Annotated in this window: 9 protein-coding genes, 2 tRNA genes and 1 pseudogene; 4 read left to right on the forward strand and 8 right to left on the reverse strand. The window is 48.4% G+C overall.

Features of this window, described 5'->3' with window-relative positions:
• Positions 1 to 34: 34 nt before the first annotated feature.
• Both ACE1AQ_RS08565 and ACE1AQ_RS08570 read right to left on the reverse strand, forming a co-directional pair.
• Positions 35 to 3,004 (reverse strand): peptidase domain-containing ABC transporter, encoded by a 2,970-nt coding sequence (locus tag ACE1AQ_RS08565; protein WP_110544239.1) that lies wholly within the window; start codon positions 3,002 to 3,004, stop codon positions 35 to 37.
• 75 nt (positions 3,005 to 3,079) lie between these two features.
• Entirely contained in the window at positions 3,080 to 3,841 is a 762-nt protein-coding gene (locus ACE1AQ_RS08570; protein ID WP_008198780.1) for a peptidylprolyl isomerase, read from the reverse strand.
• A 411-nt stretch (positions 3,842 to 4,252) separates the two neighbouring features.
• Here ACE1AQ_RS08570 and ACE1AQ_RS08575 point away from each other — a divergent pair.
• From ACE1AQ_RS08575 to ACE1AQ_RS08585, 3 genes are all read left to right on the forward strand, one after another.
• Positions 4,253 to 4,337: transfer RNA gene (locus ACE1AQ_RS08575), tRNA-Ser, on the forward strand.
• Between the two features lie 106 nt (positions 4,338 to 4,443).
• A complete protein-coding gene (locus ACE1AQ_RS08580; RefSeq protein WP_110544242.1) occupies positions 4,444 to 4,959 on the forward strand; it encodes a GNAT family N-acetyltransferase in 516 nt (171 codons plus the stop codon).
• Positions 4,960 to 4,999: 40 nt separating this feature from the next.
• A tRNA-Pro gene (locus ACE1AQ_RS08585) sits at positions 5,000 to 5,073 on the forward strand.
• A gap of 445 nt (positions 5,074 to 5,518) precedes the next feature.
• On the opposite strand, the pseudogene ACE1AQ_RS08590 reads toward ACE1AQ_RS08585, so the two are convergent.
• The 6 genes and pseudogenes from ACE1AQ_RS08590 to ACE1AQ_RS08615 form a co-directional block, all read right to left on the reverse strand.
• Positions 5,519 to 9,200, reverse strand: a pseudogene (locus tag ACE1AQ_RS08590) (DNA-directed RNA polymerase subunit beta'); the annotation flags it as partial.
• A gap of 313 nt (positions 9,201 to 9,513) precedes the next feature.
• Positions 9,514 to 12,825 carry a DNA-directed RNA polymerase subunit beta gene (gene rpoB / locus ACE1AQ_RS08595; protein ID WP_106909657.1) on the reverse strand — a complete coding sequence of 1,104 codons (3,312 nt, stop codon included), beginning with the start codon at positions 12,823 to 12,825 and terminating at the stop codon, positions 9,514 to 9,516.
• A gap of 227 nt (positions 12,826 to 13,052) precedes the next feature.
• Entirely contained in the window at positions 13,053 to 13,832 is a 780-nt protein-coding gene (locus ACE1AQ_RS08600; protein ID WP_008198789.1) for a TatD family hydrolase, read from the reverse strand.
• A 50-nt stretch (positions 13,833 to 13,882) separates the two neighbouring features.
• Positions 13,883 to 14,176 (reverse strand): 30S ribosomal protein S20, encoded by a 294-nt coding sequence (gene rpsT / locus ACE1AQ_RS08605; protein ID WP_002737368.1) that lies wholly within the window; start codon positions 14,174 to 14,176, stop codon positions 13,883 to 13,885.
• Positions 14,177 to 14,763: 587 nt separating this feature from the next.
• Entirely contained in the window at positions 14,764 to 16,014 is a 1,251-nt protein-coding gene (rpoD, locus tag ACE1AQ_RS08610) for an RNA polymerase sigma factor RpoD (protein WP_008198793.1), read from the reverse strand.
• A 676-nt stretch (positions 16,015 to 16,690) separates the two neighbouring features.
• On the reverse strand, positions 16,691 to 18,292 hold the full coding sequence (locus ACE1AQ_RS08615) for a 2-isopropylmalate synthase (RefSeq protein WP_008198795.1): 1,602 nt from the start codon (positions 18,290 to 18,292) through the stop codon (positions 16,691 to 16,693).
• Positions 18,293 to 18,468: 176 nt separating this feature from the next.
• Between ACE1AQ_RS08615 and ACE1AQ_RS08620 the strand changes: the two genes are divergently transcribed.
• Positions 18,469 to 18,804, forward strand: a complete 336-nt coding sequence (locus ACE1AQ_RS08620) for a hypothetical protein (RefSeq protein WP_110544245.1) — start codon at positions 18,469 to 18,471, stop codon at positions 18,802 to 18,804.
• Positions 18,805 to 19,056: the final 252 nt, after the last annotated feature.

The following is a 19,056-nucleotide window of genomic DNA, read 5'->3' on the forward strand; positions in this document are numbered from 1 at the left end:
GATAACTGATCACTGATCACTGATAACTGACTGACTAGATTTGCGAATCCTGTTGTTTATAGAGAGTATAGTAAAGGCCTTTTTTGGCCATTAATTCCTCGTGGGTGCCTTCCTCCGCTACTGTCCCTTTATCCATCATGACAATAATATCGGCGGATTTGATCGAAGCTAGACGATGGGTGATAAAAAAGACCGTATGATCCTTGAAAGCTTCTTTGAGATTCAGACACACTTGCCGTTCGGTGTTATAGTCGAGGGCGCTGGTGGCCTCATCAAGAATGAGAATTTGCGGTCTTTGCAGGACGGAACGAGCGATGGCAACCCGTTGTCGTTGTCCCCCCGATAGGGATGCTCCCCGTTCACCGACACGGGTATTATAGCCATTGGGCAGGGTCATAATAAATTCGTGGGCCGCCGCTGTTCTCGCTGCCGAGACAATTTCCTCCACAGTAGCATCTGGGTTAGTCAGGGCGATATTTTCCTGTACCGTACCGTCAAATAATAGGGTTTCTTGGGGAACCATGCCGATTTGACGACGCAGGGAATAGAGTTCCACTTTATTGATATCATAGCCATCAATGAGAATCCGTCCCGATTCTGGTTCGTAGAGACGGGCTAATAGTTTAGTGATGGTACTTTTCCCGGCACCACTTTCTCCCACCAAAGCGACAAAAGTACCGGCGGGGAATTCTAAATTGACGTTGTATAGTTGCAGGGCGCCGTGGGGATTGAAGCGGAAAGCGAGGTTTTCGTAGGTGACATGGCCTTTAATTAAGGGCATGGGTATATTTTGGCGATCTAGTTCCGCTTCTTGGGGAGTATCGACGATATCGGCCAATCTTTCCAGGGATAAGCCGGTTTCTTGGAAGTTTTGCCAGAGTTGGGTCAAACGCAGAATCGGCGAGGTAACGTAGGAAGAGATAATCCGGAAGGCGATTAATTGACCGAGAGTGAGTTTTCCGTCTAAAACCAGGGCTGCTCCCACCCACAGCACTAATAAACCCGATAATTGGTTAAAGAAGTGACTAAAGGAACCGGCCAAAGTTGAGGTCATGACCGTTTGAAAACCTTCGGCCACATAGCGCGCATAACGCTCTTGCCACTGCCAACGGGAACGCAATTCGATATTCTGTGCTTTCACGGTTTGGATTCCCGTCATTACCTCCACTAGATAGGATTGGGTTTCGGCGTTTCGTTCCGCTTTTGCTCGCAGTTGTCGCCGCACGATCGGTGCGAAAATAGCTGTGGAGAGAACTAAAATCGGCACGACTCCCAGGGCCCAAACGGTTAGGATCGGGCTATAGATCAACATAACCACGATGTAGATAACCGAGAAAATGGCATCTAATACCACCGTTAGGGCTGTACCTGTTAAAAATTGCCGAATATTCTCTAATTCGTTGATTCTTGTCGAAATTTCCCCCACAGGTCGCCGTTCAAAGTATTTCAGCGGTAAGCGCAGCAGGTGATCGATAATTTCCGAACCGAGGGTCATGTCGATGCGGTTAGTGGTATCGACAAAAAGGGATGTCCTCAAAAAGGTTAAAATTCCCTCAAAAACGGCAATTACTAAGAGGAAAACCCCGAGGGTGTTCAGAGTTTCCGGGCTATTCTGCACGATCACTTTATCGATGATCACCTGAATCATCAAGGGATTGGCTAGGGCAAACAACTGCACGAAGAAAGAAGCGATAAAAACTTCTATTAAGACTCGTTTATGTTTCTTGACAGAGGGCCAAAACCATGATAAGCCAAAACGCTGTTGCTGGGTGTGTTTGGTGGGTTTGAGCAGAATTACTTCCCCTTTTTCGCCCCAAGATTCCAGAAATTCGCTGGTTTTGCGTTTAATTATCCCCCGTTCGGGAACGGCGATCGTGGTTTCCCGTTGATTAATTTCGTAGAGGATAACGATGGTGTCTTGCCAGCGAATTAGGGCAGGAGGGTTGATATTGGGCAAGGAAGTAGCATTTAGGGGTACTAATTGGCTATGGAGTCCCACTACCTCAGCCACAGCCCCACACAGGGGCAGGGAAAGGCTGCCAGTTCTTTGCAGTTGATCCCTTAGTATGCGTTGGATCACGTCCTTGCGAAAGGGGATATTAAAATATTTGCAGATCATCTGAAAACAGGCACTCACCGCCTCTAGTTCCGTTTTTCCCCTGAAAAAAGGATAGGATTTCTGGTTTTTCTGGACAGTTTTTTCAAGGTCGATATCGCTGGTGATGTCGCTTATTCTTCCTTGGGGGATATCCAATACCTGGGTGGGTTTATTTCCTTTGATGACTTGGGTTTCCCAGATATCATCCGTTTCTGTTGCTGCGGCCGCTTCGGTGGCAACTGTCAGGAATTCGTCTAACTGATTGGAGGAAAGACCTAATAAGCGGGCGTTAGTCGGATTATTCTGGGTGATAACTGTGCCGATAGGATAATTATCGGTATTTTCGCTGACTAACCAGAGATAATCATCGTTAATCTGGTTGTAGGACACACAAGCTTTGTTTAAAAGAGCCTGAGCAATTTCTTTCAGGTCCCCCCCACCCCAGGCCTGTTGATTAAGATAGGAGCCTAGGACAGCATAAACTTCAGCGATTGAGGTTTCTTTAAAGAAATGTTCCTTAAATTCGGGGTAATTATTGATTAAATACCAAAAATCCTCTTCTTTTAAGGTTAAACAGATCGTGACTTCCGAAGAAGCGATCACCGTTTCACAGGGGCTACCGCGCAGAAGACTAATCCACCCGAATAAATCGGCCGGCTGCAATTTAGCCAAAGTAACCGGCAACGGATTGTTAACCCTAGCATCGTAACCCAAAAGTCTGGCCTCTCCCTGGTAGAGAAGAACGAGGTGAGAGGGTAAGCGGTCGCACTTGAGTATGGCATTGCCCATCTCATAGCGAAAGGGTTGTAATTTCTGGCCCAGAGAACGTCTAACCTCGACGGGCAGGCGATCAAAGGGCTGTACAGTCTCCAGAAAGGCGGTAAAATCTAAAGTGGTGTAACTCATTAGCTAGGCGAAAATTGACTAAGTTGGCAAATAATTAAGCGAAAAGACTGGGTTTACCCAGCTTTGCAAGGGATGCTATATAACCGATACCTGCTCGCTATTGACTGGGGTTGATTCGGAGATAAATTTCACTGTTTGCATTTGAGTCATTAACCATTGTTGGAATAAATCATTGCGTAAGCGTTGACGGGTGGGAGTATCCAGTTCACAGGATAAATATTTTTCTAACCGGACAATCACGACCCATTCTCCCACTTGCGTCGGTGGCCACAGTTGCCCCGGTTTACTTGCTTTGAGAATTTGCCCGATCTGGGGATGGGGGACGCTCAGTTCCACCGGTCCGAGCAGTCCTCCGGTTTCCGCTTCTGATCCTTGGGAATATTTTTTGGCTAGTTCAGCGAAGCTATTTTCTCGATCCTGTATCCGGAAAAATAGTTCCTGGGCAATGCCGAGATTTTTTGTCCGAATCAGCGAATAAACCACCTTATCCAATTGATTTTTGACTTGCAAGAAGTAGGATTCTACTTTGTTATCCCAAGTCTCCTGTTTAAATTTTTCCAATTTAATGTCCCGAAGAATTAGATATTCTAGTTGTTCGGAATCCATCCCGTTTTGTCGTAACCAAGATTTCATTTGTTCATCGTTGGCAATTTGATTATTTTGATAGAAACGGGAATAGGCGGCGTTTCTTTCTTCAGGATTGCAGCTGCTATTGGCGATCGCTTGCTCGATAATTACTTCCCGGATTAACTGCGGTAACATACCATATTTGGTCAAAAGAGGCAAGACCTGTGAGTCGCTAATTTTTTGCTCGCCGATTTCAATAATTGAACTCATAATAAATACATTTTCCCCACAGAAAGGTTTAAAACTATAAACTCTAGAAGCTTCTAAATTTTATTGAGGTGATTATACGTCAAAACAGCGATTTCAAGACACCCCCCCATTTTAATTGTAGTTTTCCCCCATGAAAGCCGAAGATTACAGAAATTAAAGAAATAAGTCGGTTCTCTGGGTGGGGATGGTGAGGGGAAGTAGCTCTGGTCTGGCCGATCGTCCCCCCAAAATCCGGCTCGGAAACCCCTAATTACGCCTCTAATTAACTAGAATAGACTTCTTGCAGAAGTGGGGGAAGGGGGGAAGGGGAAATTTTAACCTTTAACCCTGCCCTTTTCCCTACATTTGCGGAAAAAATTTTTTTTGATTTATGCAAGAGATGTAATGATAGGATATAGGTCTGACTGCCTTGGAGAGGTGGCAGAGTGGTCGATTGCGCTCGACTTGAAATCGAGTAACCAGCAATGGTTCGTGGGTTCAAATCCCACCCTCTCCGTACTCAACCAATCAAATTGGCGCTCAGGTGTCCCGATTGTTGGTAGGGAGGGGAAAATAAAATATACTAGGCTAAAAGGATAATATTGAGGCGATAGCCCCCTGGCATGGTTTTTTGGAAAAGATTGTTTAATAGTTCCGAAGTCACTGCATCACCTGACTATTCGGGAGACTTGGTAGAGGTTGCCCAGAATGACCTCGGACAGACACGAGTGTTTTTTAGTACCGATCGAGAGCTAGACCTATATGAGTTAGAAGAACTTTGTGACTCGGTAGGTTGGGCCCGTCGTCCTTTACGCAAAGTTAAAAAGGCGATCGAATGTAGTTTTTTAGTGGTGTCGATGTGGGAAGTGCGAGGTAATCGTCGTCGTTTAGTGGGTTTTGCTCGTGCCACTTCCGATCACGCTTTTAATGCTACGGTCTGGGATGTGGTGGTTCATCCTAACTATCAAAGTAAAGGCTTTGGTAAAGCCTTAATGAAATTTATGATCAGGAAGTTGCGAGGTGAGGACATCAGTAATATAACTCTTTTCGCCGATCCGCAGGTGGTGGATTTCTATCGTCGTCTCGGTTTTGTTCTCGATCCCGAAGGTATTAAAGGGATGTTTTGGTATCCCGATTAAGAACGCCGCTCTTAGGCTATACTAAAAAAAGAGTTCACTTCGGGATGTAGCGCAGCTTGGTAGCGCGCCTGCTTTGGGAGCAGGATGCCGCAGGTTCAAATCCTGTCATCCCGACTTAAGAGAAAATTCGGAGAAGTAGGAGATTCTTGGGGAATCATCAGGGTTTTTCTCTAGAAAAATTGCCCTGGCCTCCCCATGTCTCCCACTGCTGCTTGTAATATCTCGACCGAGGATTATTCTTCTTCTTCGTAATCCTCCTCGAAATCGTCCTCCTCTCCTTCCTCATCAGCTGCTGACCAGCGATCGCTGATAGGTGGGCGACTAAAGCGACTGCTGCCGCGGGAGGAGAGGAAAGCCATTTCATCATCCTCTAAATCGACCACATCACCCTCAGCGTAGGCGCGAGCGGTTTGATCGTCAAGAATCATATCGCTATCGTCACTACTATCGCCGAAACCGGGACGGGGGGGGAGTCCGATCCCGCCGGGGGCAGCGTAATAGCTACGATTGTTGTAGTTATATTCCTCCTCTGGGGGGGGGTAATCGCCGATCCCCGCCGTGTTTTCGTGGGCATTGAAGCCAGTACCTGCCGGAATCAGACGACCGATAATCACGTTTTCCTTGAGACCGCGTAACCAGTCGGACTTGCCTTCGATCGCCGCTTCGGTGAGAACGCGGGTGGTTTCTTGGAAGGAGGCGGCACTGATAAAGCTATCGGTATTCAAGGAGGCCTTGGTGATTCCCAGTAGTACAGGCGTATATTTAGCCGCCGCCCCGCCGGTGATCGACATGGCTTCGTTGACCGTCTCCACCTGTCGCAGTTCCAACAATTCCCCGGGTAACATACTGGTATCGCCGCCGTCATCGATCCGCACCTTAGAGGTCATCTGACGCACGATCACTTCGATGTGTTTATCGGCAATATCGATTCCCTGGGATTGATAGACCGACTGTACCTGATCAACGAGGAACATCTGGGTTTTTTCTAAGGCCTTCAGGGCTGCTTCGTAACTGCCCAGGCTATCCACATAATAATTAAAGAACACCTCTAAAATCTCGTGGGGATTAGCCTGACCATCGGTTAACGCCTGACCCACATCGATACGCTGATTATCGCTCACCAGAGGATTTTGACTGCCTAAAAGCGGATATTCACTGATCGTGCCGTCATCTTCGACCACCTTAATATCGACAATCTCAGAATCTTGGTACTCCACTTGACAAACTCCCGGTTTGCGTGCTAGGACACAAGCCTCTTTCGGTTTGCGTGCTTCGAGCAGTTCTTCGATTCTGGGTAAACCTTGAATGATATCCCCAGTTTTCGAGCGCTCAAACACCAACAGCACCAAATTATCGCCCCGTTGGACTAAATCCCCCTCATCGATGTGCAGAATGGCCCCCGCCGATACTCGGTAGGGTCGGGCGCTACGCAGACGGATATCATAGCCAGTGGCGGTTTTGTCAACGGCCAACACTTGACCGGAATTGGGGGCTAAAACTCCGGCACCGATCTCGGTTTCGGCGATTACCAGATCCCCGGCCTTGACGGTGGCAGCAACAGAGATCGGGAGAATAAACTCGTCACTGGTACGCACGATTAAAAGACGGCGCACCGCTTCGCTCCCCTTGCGAATCCCGCGAATTTCTCCAGTTTCCTTACACTGGATCTCGGTGCGGGCTACCACTGCCCCCGGTGGAATTTCATCGCCATCTTGGACGAGAACGCGAGTCTGAATATTACCCCCTAAAGGATCACCATCGCTATCCCGACGCAGCACCAGAGATTCCAGAATAACTAACTGTAAACGCTGACAATCGCTGTCCTCAATCGGTTCTAGCTCGATATCAGCCGTCAGATGGGAGACCGATTCTGGTTCTTCGCTAGAAATTTCTAGGACTAATTGGGTGCTGATCAGTTGACAACCCTCGACGGATTTAACTCTTTCCCCGTCTTTAAAGAAGATGCGCTGCACCGATCGCAATTCGATATGCCGTCCCCCTTCTTGGTTAGCGGACCCTTGGGTCGGAGAAGTGGATTGGTCATCGACGGTGAACTCCTGTACTGGTCGCAGTAGTAGCCCCAAACCCTCGTTAGTTTCCACCCATTCCGCTTGCCGTAACTCTTCGATCGTGACTTCGGGAGTCAACTGTGTTCCAGGGTAAATTAACTGTTCTTGGGCAATTCCGGAGGATTCCGGTTCGAGATCCATAAATAACAGCCCCGGTTTGACAATAATCTCCCGGAGGATGTCATTTTTCTGGATCACTTCCACCACACCGCTAGAGTTACAGAAGATGTCTTTAACCACTTCTTCCCCTGCTTCCACATACTGCCCATCTTCCACCTGTAAGAGGGAGATATCTTTATTAACTTCGTGAGTTTCTTCGGGAATCCAGAGGATCGTGCCGCCTTTGGTGATTTCATAACCCTGTTTGCGGCTGCCTTTGGAGACTTCGATATCGACGTATTTAATCATGCCGCCGGTGTGGGTTTGATAGCGATCATCGATTAACTCGGCGACAATGGCATGATTCTGTACTTTTGTCCCCGGAGTGGTTTTCAGCAGGAAGCGTTGACCATCTCCGGTATGAATAATAAATTGTTCCCGACCGGCACTACTTTCTACCTTTACTTCGGCCTGATCCAAAGACACGGAAGCGGTGACGATATCGATTTCCCGGCTATTGGGGGCTAAACGCACCAAACCGCCGTTAGTGGATACCAACTTAGTTTCCGCCAGAACATCCCCCACTTGGACTTGATCGCCGTTACTGACCACGGGTTCGGCCCCTGGGGGCAAGTTATACACTTCTCCGGAGAGAATCCATAGTAATCCCCCCCGTTGGGCGATGCGGGTGGTGTTGCCTTGGCGATCGGTTTTTTCCTCTGGGACTAATTGGGAGAATAGCACCTCGCCGGCTAAGTCACTGGTTACGTCTTTCGTCGCTTTTTCCGTAGATTTTTGGACTTTATCGGAGGTAATTTCCGCTAGTAACTGTTCCTCGCTTACTGTTGCCCCATCGGTGACGAATAGCAGTGAACCAGGAGTCAAAGAGTAGGTGACAGTTTCTTTAGTTTTATCCCTGGGTGTTAATTTAATTTCCCCTGGGGCCTCCACTTGATCCCGTTCATCTCCGTGGCGGGTTCGCACGTTACGGATACTTAACCCCGGCAGAAAACGCACAGTTCCCTCGAAGGGACTCCGCACTTGCCGGGCTACTTCTCCGGTAAATACGCCCCCGGTGTGGAAGGTCCGCATGGTTAACTGAGTCCCCGGTTCCCCGATCGATTGGGCGGCAATAATCCCCACTGCTTCCCCCATATCTACCGGATGACCGTGGGCCAGACTCCAACCGTAACAGGTTTGGCAAACCGAGCGGGCTGCTTCACAGGTTAAGGGGCTGCGGACTTTGATTTTATCGACCAGTTTGCCCAGTTTTTCGGCGGTTTCGTCATCGATAATCTGGTTACGGGTGGCGATCACTTCTCCGTTGACCACCACATCTTCGGCCAGGGAGCGCCCTAATAGGCGATCGCTTAAGGGAATTAACACGCGATCGCCATCGGTCATGGCGGTTAATTCGATGTAACGATTGGTGCCACAATCGGCCTCGCGGACGATGACATCTTGGGACACATCGACGAGACGACGAGTCAAATAACCGGAATCTGCCGTCCGTAGGGCTGTATCAACTAAACCTTTGCGCGCCCCGTAGGAGGAAATAACGTATTCGGTAACGGTCAATCCTTCCCGGAAGTTAGTCTTAATCGGGAGGTCGATAATTTCCCCCTGGGGATTAGCCATTAACCCCCGCATTCCCACTAACTGACGTACTTGGCTCATATTACCCCGCGCTCCGGAGAAAGCCATCATATAGACGGAGTTGAGGGGATCGGTAACTTGGAAGTTGCGAATTACTTCATCTTTAAGCGATTCAGATGTACTATTCCAAGTGTCAATTACTTTTTGGAAGCGTTCCACTTCGGTGATTTCCCCGCGCACATAACGCTGTTCGGTTTGCCGGATTTCCTGTTCGGCACTTTCGATCATCTGTCGTTTAGCCGGCGGTACGGTTAAATCATCCACACTAATGGAAACCCCTGCTTTGGTAGCGAAACGAAAACCGAGGTTTTTCAATTCATCGGCCATTTGTGAACAGCGCGCCGAACCGTAGTTTTGATAGGCCCAAGCGATCAGTTTTTTTAGTTTTCCTTTGTCAACAGTTTGGTTATAAAACATCTCGATCCGGGTAACAAGTAAACAGCTATTAGCTATCAGCATTCAGCATTCAGCTATCAGTTAGAAAAGGGAACAGAAAACAGGGAATAGGGAACGGGGAATAGGCAAATTTTTACTTTACTGTCCTTTTTTTTGCTTTTTCCTGGAAAATTCTCTCCTGTCTCCTGACTGGAAAGAGGGTGTAGGGTGTGGGGTGTGGGGTGTGGGGAAAGAAACCTCTTTCATCTGTGGGGGTGAAAATTTTTTCATCGGGACTGACTCCTGACTCCTGACTTCTCACTGATAACTGATAACTGATAACTGATAACTGAAATTACACTTCCGATTCTTCTTCCTCAAGGTCTTCCGTGGTTAAGGATTCGTAGGTGGGGCGAGAGGGGGCGCGACGGCCGACATCGACCATCAGATCCACCTCCACATCGCGGGAAGTACCATCGGGGGCATTTTCCACCTTGTGAACGGCGATATCGAGGCCGAGGGATTGCAATTCTCGCATCAAAACCTTAAAGGATTCTGGCGTACCCGGGCGGGGAATCGGCTTACCTTTTACGATCGCATTTAAAGCCTCATTCCGTCCTTGCATATCATCGGATTTCACCGTTAGCAATTCCTGCAAAGTATAGGCCGCCCCGTAGGCCTCCAGGGCCCAGACTTCCATTTCTCCGAAGCGCTGTCCCCCCTGTTGAGCTTTACCGCCCAAGGGTTGCTGAGTAACCAAGGAGTAGGGACCGGTAGAACGGGCGTGAATCTTATCATCAACCAGGTGAACCAGTTTTAACATATAGGCCATACCGACGGTAACGGGACGGTCAAAGGGTTCGCCGGTGCGACCATCATAGACGGTAACTTTGCCGGCGTGTTCTTCCTTGAAAACCCAATCGCGATTAGGTTTTTTCGAGGCATTTTCGAGCAATCCGTGGACGGTTAAACGGCTGGCTTCCTCCCCGTACATTTCGTCAAAGGGAGTAATCTTAAAGCGCACGCCCAGATTTTCGCCGGCCCAACCCAGTAAACATTCAAACACCTGACCCACGTTCATGCGACTGGGAACCCCTAGGGGATTGAGAACGATATCGACGGGACGACCATCGGGGAGGTAGGGCATATCTTCTAGGGGCAGAATCCGAGAAATAATCCCTTTATTGCCGTGACGACCCGCCATTTTATCGCCCACTTGGATTTTGCGTTTTTGGGCAACGTAGACCCGCACCACCATATTGGCCCCGGGGGGTAATTCATCCCCCTGTTCGCGGGTAAATACCCGCACATCCACTACCCGGCCTTTTTCGCCGTTGGGGACGCGTAGGGAGTTATCCCGTACATCCCGGGCCTTTTCGCCGAAAATTGCCCGCAGTAGTTTTTCCTCAGGGGGTTGGTCTGATTCTCCTTTCGGGGTGACTTTGCCCACGAGGATATCGCTGGCTTCTACCCAAGCACCGATGCGAATAATGCCGCGTTCATCGAGGTTTCGTAGGGCATCTTCACCGACGTTGGGAATTTCCCTGGTGATTTCCTCAGGTCCAAGTTTAGTTTGACGGGCTTCGATTTCGTATTTTTCGATGTGGATACTGGTATAGACATCTTGAGCCACCAGTCTTTCACTGATTAAAATCGCGTCTTCGTAGTTATAGCCTTCCCAGGGCATATAGGCGACGAGGATATTCTGTCCGAGGGCGATTTCTCCTCCTTCGGTGGCGGAACCATCGGCGAGGATCTGCCCGGGGACAACCTGTTCCCCTTGATAGACTAAAGGACGCTGATTTAGGCAGGTATCTTGGTTAGAGCGTTGATATTTCTGAATTTCGTACTCGATCTCGCTCTTACCAAAAATCTCTTTGTCTTCATCCGCCACTTTGATGCGAATCCGGTTAGCATCGACGTAGGAAACGACCCCATTGGTACGGGAAACGATGACCATGCCGGAGTCGCGAGCGGCCTGTGCTTCCAATCCCGTTCCCACAAGGGGACGTTCGGGACGCAGCAGGGGAACCGCTTGTCGTTGCATATTAGAACCCATGAGGGCGCGGTTAGCGTCGTCGTGTTCGAGGAAGGGAATCAGGGAAGTGGCCACCGAGACAATTTGCACGGGGGAAACACAAACGTAGTCCACTTGTTCGGGGGAAGTGGTGGAGAATTCCTGCCGATAGCGCACGGGGATAGTTTCGCCGAGGATATAACCATTTTCATCGGTGGCTACGTCTCCCGGTGCGACTCTGAGATCGTCTTCTTCGTCGGCGGTGAGGTATTTAACGGGGAGATCATAGCGGACTCGGCCATTTTCCACCACATAACAGGGGGTTTCAATAAAACCGTAGTCGTTGACGCGAGCGTAGGTGGCCAGGGAACCGATTAAGCCGGCGTTGGGACCTTCGGGGGTTTCCACCGGACAGATGCGGCCGTGGTGGGAGGGGTGAATGTCGCGCACGGCAAAACCGGCCCGTTCCCGGGTCAGACCGCCGGGTCCAAGGGCGGAGATACGGCGTTTATGGGTCAATTCCGCTAGGGGGTTGGTTTGATCCATGAACTGGGAGAGTTGCGAGGAACCAAAGAATTCTTTAATGGCCGCTACTAGGGGTTTCGGGTTGACTAGGGAAGCGGGGGTGAGGTTTTGGGATTCGCTGACGGTCATCCGTTCCCGAATGATTCTTTCTAAGCGGTTTAAACCTACTCGCACTTGGTTTTGTAGCAGTTCACCCACGGAACGGACGCGACGGTTGCCGAGGTGGTCGATGTCGTCGGTGTTGCCGATGTCAAATTCGAGGTTAATTAGGTAGTCGATCGCCGCTAAGATGTCGGTGGTGGTGAGAACGCGCTGGTTATCGGGGACGTTGAGGCGTAGTTTTTTGTTGAGTTTATAACGACCAACGCGACCGAGATCGTAGCGTTTATTGTCAAAAAAGCGCGATTCGAGCAGTTGTTGTCCGCCGGTGACGGTGGGAGGTTCTCCGGGGCGTAGTTTGCGGTACAGGTCGAGGAGGGACTCTTCTTCGCTGGGATTGCCTTCTTTGTCGAGGGTTTTTTGGTAAAATTCGGGATGGCGTAGGGAGTCAAAGATTTCGTTATCGCTCAATCCGATCGCTTTCAAGAGAACTTGGGCGGATAATTTGCGAGTTTTGTCGATTCTGACCCAAACTAAGCCGTTTTTGTCGGTTTCAAATTTTAACCAAGCTCCTCGGTTGGGAATCAGGGAAGCGGAGTAGGTACGGCGACCGTTTTTGTCGATTTCGGCTTTGTAGTAAACACCGGGGGAACGGACGATCTGATTGACGATGACTCGTTCGGCCCCGTTAATGATAAAGGTTCCCCGTTCGGTCATCAGGGGTAAATCGCCGATAAAGACTTCCTGTTCGATGTTTTCTCCCGTTTCTTTGTTGATTAAACGGGTGGGAACGTACATCTGAACGGAATAGCTGCTATCGCGTCGTTTGGCCTCATCGACGCTGTATTTTGGTTCTTTGAGTCTGTAGTCCTGGCCGAGGAAATGTAGTTCTAATTTACCTGTATAGTCGCTGATGGGGGAAAAGCTATTCAGTTCCTCGATTAGTCCTTCTTCCAAAAACCACCGAAAACTGGAGTGTTGGATTTCGATGAGGTCAGGTAAGAGGTTAAAGGTCAGATTGTTCATAGGGTTACAAGGGCTGATGACACGATAGCGACGGTCGGATATCAGTGAGCAGTGAGGGGTTGGGTGTTGGGGGTTGGATGTTAGGGTTTTAGGGTTTTGGGGTTTTGGGGTTTTAGGGTTTTAGTTGAATCCCCCCATTTCCCCATTTCCCCCCGCAACGCGCACGAAGTGGTCTCCCCATTTCCCCATTTCCCCATTCCCTGCTCTGTGCTAATAAAATATGTTTTTTAACTGGGGAGTTGAAATAAGTTGCGGGCGTTGTGGGTGGTTTGTTCGGCTAGGGTTTCGACCGGATAGCCGCGCAGACGGGCGACGGTTTCGGCCACATGGAAGACGAAAGAGGGTTCACAGGGTTTACCTCGGTGGGGATTGGGGGAGAGAAAGGGGCAATCGGTTTCGATCAGTAGGCGATCGCTGGGGACAATTTGGGCGGCAGCTTGCACGGTTTTACTGTTTTTGAAGGTGACAATGCCGCTAAAGCTGATGTAAAAACCCAAATCTAAAAACCATTGAGTTTCTTCGGGGTTGCCAGTCCAGCAGTGCATCACGCCGCGAATTTGTCCCACTTGTTGCCTAAAAGCGCTGATTTCCTCCCGCATGACCGGGGCCGCATCTCGACAATGGATAATCACGGGTTTATCGAGACGATGGGCGATTTCTAATTGCGTCCAAAAGACCTGTTTTTGCTGCTCTTGATTATCCGCTTTATAGAAGTCTAAACCCATTTCCCCGATCGCCACGACGCGCCGATCAGATCGGGCTAGGGATTCGATCTGATCGGCACTATTATCTCGCCATTTTTGGGCATCTAGGGGATGTAAACCGACGGCGAAGGAAATTTCCTCAAATTGATCGGCAATGGCTTTAATCGCCGCAAACTCTTCTGGTTCGACACAGGAGTGAACCAGATGAACGACTCCCACACTTCGCCAACGTTCGGAGATAGCGGGCAAGTCGGCTTGCAAAACGTCAAAGTTCAAATGAACGTGCGTATCTATTAATTGCATCGACCCCCGATCGCTTGTTGCGTCTGTCCTGATTACAGCTTACTTGTTTCTTAGGAAGCTTGGCTAACTTTTTGCAAAGCCTTGGCTAAACCAGCTTTTTTTCTAGCGCCGTTGTTCCGGTGCAAGACGTTGCGCTTGACGGCTTTATCGATTTTACTGTAAGCTTCCGATAGAGCTTGTTGGGCGCTTTCTAAGCCTTCTGGGCTGGGGTTGGCTCCGTAGGCCGAGACAGCGACAAGACATTTTTTGATCAGGGTTCTTACGGCTGACTTATACGCTTTGTTGCGTAGTCGATTTCTTTCGGAGATTTGGACTCGTTTGAGTGCAGACTTTGTATTAGCCACAGTCGTTTCTCGTTCTCAATACTGGTATGGTTAATCGGGACACAGACAAACCATGATAACAGATTTGTGTTATTTGTTGCAAGAGTTTTCCAGACAAGTTAGGTTCCCCAGAGATGGGTAAGGATTGAGGATTAAGAGGTTGAGGCGATTTTGCCCTAACTGTGCCGATAACTAAGGGCTAAACTTGTCCTGAGCGGCTAAACCGTAGGTAATGCCCATCCATATTACCTAGATTAAGTACCTAAGCAAAATTAATTACACATATCTAACTAACCACCTCTTGCCTCTTGCCTTTCTTCACTAGGAAATTTATTTTGCACGACTACTTAGCAGATTTCCTTCCCCCCTGAACAGTTACTATTGATATTTTCAGGGAAAAAGTACCTAATTTTCCCCTGAAAATTAGGTAATTGACCTCCTAGAAATCGGTCAAACCCTACACCCCCCCTGCCCCCCCGATGTCGGGGGGGCAGGGGGGCCACACCCCACAAGAAACTTTTTGTCGCAAACCCTCGATATTTCTGCAAAGACCACCAGAAAACTGAGCCTCAAGGAGACCCAGTTGCCAGTTTTTTGAGAGCGGGAAATTAACGAATGTACTCTTTGAGGATACTATTACGGTTAGGGTGACGCAGTTTCCGCAGAGCCTTGGCTTCTATTTGACGAATGCGCTCGCGAGTGACGTTGAAGATTTGGCCGATTTCTTCGAGGGTTTTCATCCGGCCGTCATCCAAACCGTAGCGCAGACGCAGCACATCGCGTTCACGAGGACTAAGGGTATCGAGGACATTTTCTAAATCCTCGCGTAATAAATTTTTAGAAACTTCATCTTCTGGGGTTTCCCCATCCGCTTCGATAAAGTCTCCTAAACGGGAATCTTCTTCTTTACCGATGGGAGTCTCTAGAGAAATAGGTAATTGGGCAGATTTGGCAATAAAACGCAGTTTTTCAATGGTCATCTCCATCTTGGTGGCGATTTCTTCCTCGGTGGGTTTGCGACGCATTTCCTGAGAAAGAATCTTGGTGGTTTTTTTGATCCGGGAGATGGTTTCGTAGAGGTGGACGGGGAGACGAATGGTGCGGGATTGATCTGCGATCGCCCGGGTGATGGCTTGACGAATCCACCAAGTGGCATAGGTGGAGAATTTATAACCCTTTTCGTGGTCGAATTTTTCGGCGGCGCGGATCAAACCGAGGGAACCTTCTTGAATTAAATCTTGGAAGGAAAGACCGCGATTCATGTATTTCTTGGCGATCGAAACCACTAAACGCAGGTTCGATTGTACCATTTTTTCCTTAGCGCGACGACCATGGTACAATCGACGCTTAAAGGCCGATAAGTATTCCTTTGATTTGGCCAGCCATTCTTCCACCAGGGGAGCCGTTAGCTCCGTCTTACCTAAATAAGCCTTAATATCCGATAATTTCGGTTCTTTTTCCGATTTTTCAACGATAATTTTTTCGATGCGCTCGAACAGGAAAACCTGTTTTCCCCATTCAGCATCGGTATAGAGGCGAAAATCTTCGCGAATGCGCTCTAATTTCAGTAGATCGGCGATTTTTCTCGCTAATTCGATCTCCTCCTCCGCTCTCAATAACCGAATCCTGCCGATCTCTTGCAGATAAATCCGAATCGAATCTTCCGTATAGGGTTTTTTTCTGGCCGCGTCGCGACGACGAGCGCTGGCAAGGCGGCGGTTTTTTTTGCCATCGTTGCTATCGCTGGTTTCTTCTAGCTCTAACTCGATATCCTCATCATCGAAGTCTTCGTCTAGGTCAATCAAATCTAAATCCAATTGCGGCTCGGTAAGGGTTAGTACATCGTGGGCCTGCGTCATGCCGTTTTCCTCTTGCTCCTTCTGTGCAAAACTAGAAGATCGAATCTCAATCTAGGTGATACTGAACGAATTTGTGTCTCAAATCCGAGACGGGGAAAGACTTTTCCGATTGTAGCTTTAATTACAACAAATGGGAGAAGATCTTTGCTTAAATTCTCTTGTGTCGATGCGATTTTAGCGACACGGAATGCTGTTTTAGCTCGGTCAACTCATAATCTGGCTCCTGCAAAAATTGGGTAAATGGCTGGAAGACCGAAATCCGATCGCCGGTTTGTCTGCGGTGTTGACCAGATAGCTAACAATCAAAGGAATTATCGGGCGGGTTAACTGTTCCCACTGGCAAGGGGAAAATAATCCCTATTTCCCTTGGCTAATTCCTTTAGTCCTTAGCTATTGTATTTAATTTGATCGGATTCTTACGGATAAATTTCATCCCTCATTGCTTTTACGGGAATCTTATTTTGGTACATTCGCACCACGATCATTAGAGCGCAAGCTCATACTATTAACTTAGCAACATTTTCGAAATTTGCGAGACAAATTTAAGATTTTCTCCAACAGCGACGTGGGGTGTGGGGTGTGGGGAGATGGGGAAGTGGGGTGTGGGGTGTGGGGAAGTGGGGTGATGGGGGAATTTCAACTAAAACCCTAATACCCCAACACCCTAAAACCCTATCTAGACTTGTAGCATTTCTGAGGTTTTTTCCTTCTGCTGCAGTGCGACGTGGAGACGGTTTAAGGCACTGACGTAGGCGCGAGCGGAGGCGACAATAATATCGGTATCGGCCGCGCGAGCAGAATAGGTGCGTCCTTCGTAACGGAGACGGATAGTCACTTCTCCTAAAGCATCGATTCCCTCGGTAACTTCTCGCACCGAGAAAGAGATTAATTCGTTCGGAATCTGCACCACTCGATCGATCGCTTTGCAGAGAGCATCCACTGGGCCTGTACCAATGGCCGCATCGGATAACTCGCTACCGTCGGGAGTGCGAATCGTTACCGTGGCCGTGGGTCTGGCACTATTGCCACAGGACACTTGTACTAACTCAAGGCGGAAGTGATCGGGAACCGTATCGATTTCATCGTTAACAATCGCTTCTAGATCGCGATCGGTGATTTCCTTTTTGCGATCGGCCATTTCCTTAAACTGGATAAAAGCGTTATTAAGTTCCGTTTCCGAAAGCTCAAAACCCAATTCCTGTAAACGAGAGCGAAAAGCGTTGCGTCCAGAGAGTTTACCGAGAACGATCTGATTATGGGTCAAACCGATCGATTCTGCATCCATAATCTCATAGGTGAGTTTATGTTTTAACACCCCGTCCTGATGGATTCCCGACTCGTGTGCGAAAGCGTTAGCACCGACGATCGCCTTATTCGGTTGCACGATCATGCCGGTAAGATTAGAAACTAGGCGAGAAGTGCGATAGATTTCCTTGGTGTTGATCTTGGTTAAAGGTTCCGTGGACTCTGCTGGACGACCGAGGAAAGGATTAAAATAGGAGCGCCGGACATGAAGGGCCATCACCAACTCTTCTAGGGAAGCATTACCGGCACGCTCACCGATACCGTTAATGGTACATTCCAACTGTCGAGCGCCATTTTTAACTGCTTCGAGGAAATTAGCCACCGCTAACCCTAGATCATCGTGACCATGCACGGAGATAATCGCTTGGTCGATATTGGGGACATTTTCCTTAATACCCCGGATTAAAGCCCCAAACTCGCTGGGGGTGGTGTAACCGACGGTATCGGGAATATTAACGGTGGTGGCTCCTGCGGCGATCGCTCTTTCGAGGACTTGGTAGAGGAATTCCGGATCGCTGCGGCCGGCATCTTCGGGGGAAAATTCCACATCATTAAGGAAGGATTTGGCATAGGCCACCATTTCCGGCACAATCTCAAGAACTTCCTGACGAGTCTTCTTAAGTTTATATTGGAGGTGGATATCAGATGTGGCTAGGAAGGTGTGAATTCTGGGCTTGGCGGCGGGTCTGAGCGCATCGGCTGCTGATTTGATATCTTTTTGGGTAGCCCGGGCTAATCCGCAAATAATCGGGCTATCAGCTTCGCTGCCGACGCTGGCGGCAATTTTCTGCACAGCCTCAAAGTCCCCCGGACTAGCGTGGGGAAAACCCGCTTCAATGACATCAACTCCCAGTCGTGCCAGTGCGCGGGCTATGGTTAGCTTCTCATCCACATTTAAAGCGGCACCCGGGGACTGTTCCCCATCTCGAAGGGTGGTATCGAAGATAATCACACGATCTGGACTGGTATTCATAGTTTTTTTGTACCGTTAACGAACTTGGGAGTTGTTCCTCTGATTATAGCAGCTGAGGCCGAGGGGGTTGTTAAGGAAAATTGCCCTGAGAATTTCTCGACTTGCTCGCGCTTTTCCAGCTTGCCCTCTTTTTGGCTACCATAGAGGATATAGATAAATTGGCGAGGGAGTTAACAATGTTTGGCAAACCAGCGAAAGAACCGAACCCACCGGAGGTAAAAGACTTACAGGAGGTGATGTTTTCAATTAAGCAAAATCTCGAACCAGATCAGGATAAAACTGATATTAATCTTGTTGAGACTCCCCCGCCAGAGGTGGTTACTGTAGTTGAAAATATTAGTAAAATTCTCTCTCCCTATTTTATCGTTTTGGTGGGTTTATTTCTCTATGATCGGAATAGTTTGATTGGTTTTTTGTTAGTCTTTACGGGAGTTCTAGCGATTTTTGGGGTTTCTCTCAAGGATATTAATAAACTCTTTAAAGAAGGAAAAAAGTTTTTCCAATCTAAGTAGTTTTATTCTCTAGATATAGCAATTATCTTAATGGTGAGGTAGCAAGTCTCCACTGTTAGGAAACGGCTAGAAGGGAGTTTTTTTCAGTGATCAGTAAACAGTGATCAGTAAACAGTGAACTGATAACTGATAACTGATAACTGATAACTGATAACTGATAACTGATAACTGATAACTGATAACTGATAACTGATAACTGATAACTGATAACTGATAACTGATAACTGATAACTGATAACTGATAACTGATAA

The organism is Microcystis sp. BLCC-F209, from assembly GCF_041928595.1.
In the GTDB taxonomy this organism is placed as follows: Bacteria; Cyanobacteriota; Cyanobacteriia; order Cyanobacteriales; family Microcystaceae; genus Microcystis.